Origin of the sequence: Nevskia sp. (assembly GCF_023266035.1) — a bacterium.
GTDB lineage: Bacteria > Pseudomonadota > Gammaproteobacteria > Nevskiales > Nevskiaceae > Nevskia.
Window position 1 is genome coordinate 11,443 of sequence record NZ_JAHFRY010000106.1, and the last position, 4,956, is coordinate 16,398.

At 65.3% G+C, this 4,956-nt stretch carries 4 protein-coding genes and 1 pseudogene; all 5 read right to left on the reverse strand.

Annotation, left to right across the window (positions count from 1 at the left end; translation table 11 throughout):
• On the reverse strand, window positions 1-363 hold a 363-nt coding region (locus tag Q0D45_RS15755), incomplete at its 3' end, for an MBL fold metallo-hydrolase (RefSeq protein ID WP_293394782.1).
• Between the two features lie 15 nt (window positions 364-378).
• Window positions 379-1,305, reverse strand: coding sequence for a 2-oxoglutarate and iron-dependent oxygenase domain-containing protein (locus Q0D45_RS15760; protein WP_293394785.1), 927 nt, complete (start codon window positions 1,303-1,305; stop codon window positions 379-381).
• Between the two features lie 7 nt (window positions 1,306-1,312).
• Window positions 1,313-3,238 carry a solute carrier family 23 protein gene (locus Q0D45_RS15765; RefSeq protein WP_293394788.1) on the reverse strand — a complete coding sequence of 642 codons (1,926 nt, stop codon included), beginning with the start codon at window positions 3,236-3,238 and terminating at the stop codon, window positions 1,313-1,315.
• The gene (locus Q0D45_RS15770) at window positions 3,235-4,296 is read right to left on the reverse strand and encodes a purine nucleoside permease (protein WP_293394791.1); all 1,062 of its coding nucleotides are present in this window, start codon (window positions 4,294-4,296) and stop codon (window positions 3,235-3,237) included. Before Q0D45_RS15770 ends, Q0D45_RS15765 begins: the two co-directional genes overlap by 4 nt.
• Window positions 4,293-4,956: pseudogene (locus tag Q0D45_RS15775) on the reverse strand (hypothetical protein); the annotation flags it as partial. The pseudogene Q0D45_RS15775 and the gene Q0D45_RS15770, both read right to left, overlap by 4 nt.

The window sequence follows — 4,956 nt, forward strand, 5'->3', positions numbered from 1 at the left end:
GGTAGGCCCCCAGACCTCCATCGGCCGGTCGCGTCCGAGCAGGAACCAGGGCGTCATCCACAGCGAAGGCAAGCCCTCGATGTGATCGTTGTGCAGATGCGTGAGGAAGACCTGGGTCACGCCGGTGACCTTGACGCGCGATTCGTAGAGCCGCTGCAGCACACCGCGGCCTGCGTCGAACAACAGTTGCTGCCCACCGGCCTCGACCAATGTGGCCATGCCTTGGCGATCGGCTGTCAGCTCCGGCCCGCCGGTGCCGAGCAGGATCACGCGGATGGTGCCGTCTTCAGTCGATTCGCCCTGGGCAGCGGGCATGAGCAACAGCAGCAACAGCAGCAACAGCAGTGGAATGACCCACTTCATCGATTGGTCATCGGATCAGCCACCGTAGGTCGCCGCGAACCGTGACTGCAGGTAGTCGTAGGCGAGGATCGGCGGATATTTCGCGGCACTGCCGGCTGGCACGCAGCTCGGGATCGCGCTGACCAGCGCTTGCGGATTCGGATCGAGGAAGAAGGCGATCGAATAGCGTTCGGCCGGCGGCGGCAGAACCCGATGCGGGGTCGACAGGTAGACATCGTTGGACCAGCGCATCAGGCAGTCGCCGATATTGCAGACGAAGGCGCCGGGCAGCGCCGGCACGTCGATCCACTCGCGGCTGCCGCGTGGCTGCACCTGCAGGCCGGCAACGCCATCGGTCGCCAGCAGGGTCAGGTTGCCGTAGTCGGTATGGGCGCCGGCACCGACTTCGCCATCGGCCATGCCATCCGGGCGCTGGCCCGGGTAATGCAGCATCCGCAGTGTCGCCATCGGCTGGTCGATCTTGTCGGCGAAGTGCTGCTCGGGCAATGCGAGATCCAGTGCGAACGCCCGGTGCAGGTGGTGGCCCACGGCCAGCACGGCGTCGAAGTAGGCCTCGGCCATGTCGCGCCAGCCCGGCAGCGAGGGCCACAGATTCGGCGGCCGCTGCTGGCCGTCGGTCCAGATCAGGTTGTAGGCCTCCTTGAGATCGGGCGCGGCGTGTTCGTCCAGCGCTTCGTCGCCGTAACCGGCGTAGCCGCGGTTATGGCCGTGCAGTTTCATCGCCAGCGCGCGTTTATCCGCCAGCGGCAGCGCGAAGAAGGCATGCGCGGCGGCGAACATGGCCGTGATCTGTGCCACCGCGATGCCGTGGCCGGTGACGGCGAAGAAACCGATGCCGCGACAGGCCGCGCCGATCTCGCTGGCGACCTTGCGGCGGGCTTCGAGATCGCCCGACATCAGCGCTGCGATGTCGATCAGCGGGACAGAACTGGTGGAATTCATGGCGCGCTCAGGCGTTGCGATAGGCCCGCGCCCTCGCCGTCTGGATCGGGTTGGCATCGGCGACCAGATCATTGAAGCGGGCGTTGGCGATGCGGGCAATCTCGATCAGACCGGCGGCGCGTTCCACCGCCAGGGCATTGGCCATCCGCGACCAACCTTCGAGCACGGTGCGCTGGTAGCGTTCGCTGTCGCGTGCACAGATGATCAGCGGAAAGCCGAAATGGCTGCGATAGGCCTGCGCCATCTCGTGCACTTCGCGTCGCGCATCGGCGTCGAGGCCACCGGCACCGGCTTCGGCGGGATCGAGCCGGTAATCATTGTGGGCATCGGCAGCACTGCCGAGATCGGCGAAGGAATTCATCAGCTGCAACTGCTCCTCGCTGCTGCCAGTGATCAATGCGTTCTGGAACGCTGCGCGCAGCGCCAGGGTGTCGGCGAATGGCCGCATCGCCCAGGCCCGTTCGAGCACCCAGGGCGTGTTCTCGACCAGCCCGCCGAAGGTCTCCTCGAAGGCTTGCGCATCCATCGCGTTGACGGCATCGAGACCGATCAGGCCGCCCGGCCTTCCGGCTACCGCGGCCGCAGGGCTGAGGCCGCCACGGCCGACGTGATTGAACAGCAGGTTGAGCAGGATGGCGGTGATCGCCGCCAGCGTGATGCCGCTGCCGAACACGGTCTGCGCCCAGCCGGGAAACGCGGCAGCCAGATTCGGCTGGGCGGTGACCAGCATGCCGAGCCCGAGGCTGGTGCCGACGATGACGATGTTGCGATGGTCGTTGAAATCGACCCGCGACAACGTCTGGATGCCGACCACGGCGACGGCCGCGAACATCGCCAGGGCCGCGCCGCCGAGCACCGGATGCGGGATCGCCGCCACCACGGCCGCCGCCTTCGGCATCGAACCGAGCATCAGCATCACCACACCGGCGGCGACCACGACCCAGCGGCTCTTGATCTGGGTGAGGCGAACCAGGCCGACGTTCTCGGCAAAGCAGGTGTAAGGGAACGAGTTGAGGATGCCGCCGAGAAACGTGGCCGCACCGTCGGCACGAATGGCACGGGCGATGTCGTCCGGCCGGATGCGCCGCTGCACGATCTCGCCGGTGGCATAGACGTCGCCAGTGGTCTCGATCATGGTGATCAGCATGACGATCAGCATCGACAGGATCGCGAACAGGTTGAAGGTCGGCAGGCCGAAGTGGAACGGCGTGGTGTAGCCGAAGGCCGGCGCTTGCAGCACGGAATCGAAATGGGCATCGCCGCAGACCCAGGCCAGCAAGGTGCCGGCGACCAGGCCGAGCAGCACCGCGATGGTCGACACGAAGCCGCGGAAGAAGCGCTGGATCGCGACGATCACGCCGAGCGTCGCCAGCCCGTAGAGCACGTTCTTCAATGCGACCGGGTCCTGCATCCGGTGCGGGCCGACACCGTTGACGACATCGCTGGCGGCCACTGGCAGCAAGGCGATGCCGATGATCAGGATCACCGTGCCGGTCACCGCCGGCGGGAAGAAACGCAGCAACCGCGCGAAATGCGGCGCGGCAAAGAAGGTGCAGGCGCCGGCAACGATGACGCTGCCGTAGATCAGCAGCAGACCCGGCACGCCGCCCCCGGCCGACAGGCCGATCGCGATCATCGGGCTGACCGCGGTGAAGGTGACGCCCTGCAGCAGCGGCAGCCGCACACCGATATTGCCGATGCCGCCCGCCTGCAGGATCGAAGCGATGCCGCAGGTGAACAGATCGGCGTTGATCAGGTGGATCAGCTGTTCGTGGCTCAGGCCCAGCGCGCCGGACAGGATGATCGGAATCAGCACGGCGCCGGCATAGAACGCCAGCACATGCTGGATGCCGTAAGTCACCAGCTGCGGCAGCGGCAGGACCTCGTCGACCGGATCGACAGCGCCCTCAGCCCTGGCAGGCGGCCGATTCATGGGGCGGCGGGAACCTTGTCCTTGTAGACGTCCCAGTGGCTGACGATCTCATCGACCACTTTGGAGCCGACCTGATAAGCCGCTTCCACCGAGGCTGTCAGCCCCGAATAACCCTCTTCACCATGCTCGCCGAGCAGGCTTTCGGCAGCGGTGATGCCCGGCGACTGCATCGTGTAATTGCTGGCCGTGCGCAGCACCATCACCCGGTTCATGTCGACCTTGCCGGTCGGCGACAAGTAAGTCAGGGACTGGAAGCTGCCGGTGTCTTCCATCGCCGAGGAGACGAACTCGCCCTTGTCGTCGGTCCAGTACTTGGTCCAGCCGTTGGCCCAGTCGTTGAGCAGCTTGCCGTGCCAGTAAGTCATGCCGGCGAGGTTGTCGCCCTTGAGCACGAACGGCGGCTTCTGGGCGTTCGGATAGCCGACATACAGCGCGCGGCGCTTCTGCAGCGCTTCGCTGTCAGCCAGCGGCACATCCTTGGTCAGCTGGTAGGCCCATTCGGTCAGCGCGCCATTGAGGTGGAACACCTCGCCTTCGGACTGCGGATGCGGCTTCATGTACGGGCCCTTGCTGCCGCGCGCGAAATAGCCGGTGGGCCAGTCCGCCGGCATTTCGCGGGCATCGATCTCATGGGCGAGATCGGCATCGACCAGATACTCGGCCCAGGCCGCCGAACCCAGCGACGCATCGGCGGGATCGAAACCGGCGATGCCGGCGACCAGCCAGTAGGCATGGGACAGATCGAAGCGCGGATCAAGGCCGAGCGCCATCACCGCGGTCGCCGAGTTCGCAGTGCCCATGCCGGTGACCATGCCGAGCACGCCGGTCTCCGGATTGAAGAACAGATCGTGGTGGTGGGCGAACGGAAACTTCTGACTCAGCTTCTGGCGCTCGTACCAGAGCTGGAACTCGCCGGCGGTATCGCCGCTGTCCGTGCCGATCTCGAACATCGAAACGACGACGACCTTCACCTCGATCGGTGGCGGTGGCTTTTTTGCACAGCCGCCGCAGATCAGTGCCAGCGGCAGTAACAGGCTCAGCAGAGCGCTTTTGTTCATGGCTTTGTCTTCTTTTCGGTAGCCGGAACGCTGGTCATCTCCGGATGGAAACGCAGGGCATCGCCGACTCTGGGAACCTCGTCGCCGATCGCAGCAGCCTTCGGAATTGCCGCCAGCACGATGCGCAGGCTCAGCGGATTGATGCGCGGATAGACCGCCTTGATGGTGTCCCAATCCCAGCTGCCGACACCTTCGGCCGGGTTCGAGATCGACACCAGCGCGGCGTAGTTGATGCCCATCATCCGCGCGTAAGTCATTTCGGTGCCGATGCTCATGGTCACCAGATCAGCGCCCCATTGCCCCATCATCTTCACTTCGCTGGCGGTCTCGAAACGGCCGCCGCGCGACTGGATGACCACGCCGCTTTCGTGCAGGCCGATGTCGTCGTAATCGTGGCTGGCGCGAATGGCCTTAGCCGTTTCGTCGATGAGGATTTTCTGCAGCAGCGGATCCATCGCCGGCACATAACGCGGGATCGGGATTGCATCCGGATCCGCGTACGCCTCCTTCGGCATGGCCAGAGGACGGGTGATGTTCATGTCGATCAAATCGTGCGGCACCACGTAGTCGTAGAGCTTCAACGATGGATTGATGCCGCCGGCGGTAGCGCCGCCGATCGCATCACGGACCCCGAGCTGCGCCAGCGCTGCCCAGGTTTCG

Excerpts from the sequence above, each read along its gene's own strand:
- Q0D45_RS15760 (WP_293394785.1), bottom strand. The coding sequence starts at position 1,305 with ATGAATTCCACCAGTTCTGTCCCGCTGATCGACATCGCAGCGCTGATG.
- Q0D45_RS15765 (WP_293394788.1), bottom strand. The coding sequence starts at position 3,238 with ATGAATCGGCCGCCTGCCAGGGCTGAGGGCGCTGTCGATCCGGTCGAC.
- Q0D45_RS15770 (WP_293394791.1), bottom strand. The coding sequence starts at position 4,296 with ATGAACAAAAGCGCTCTGCTGAGCCTGTTACTGCCGCTGGCACTGATC.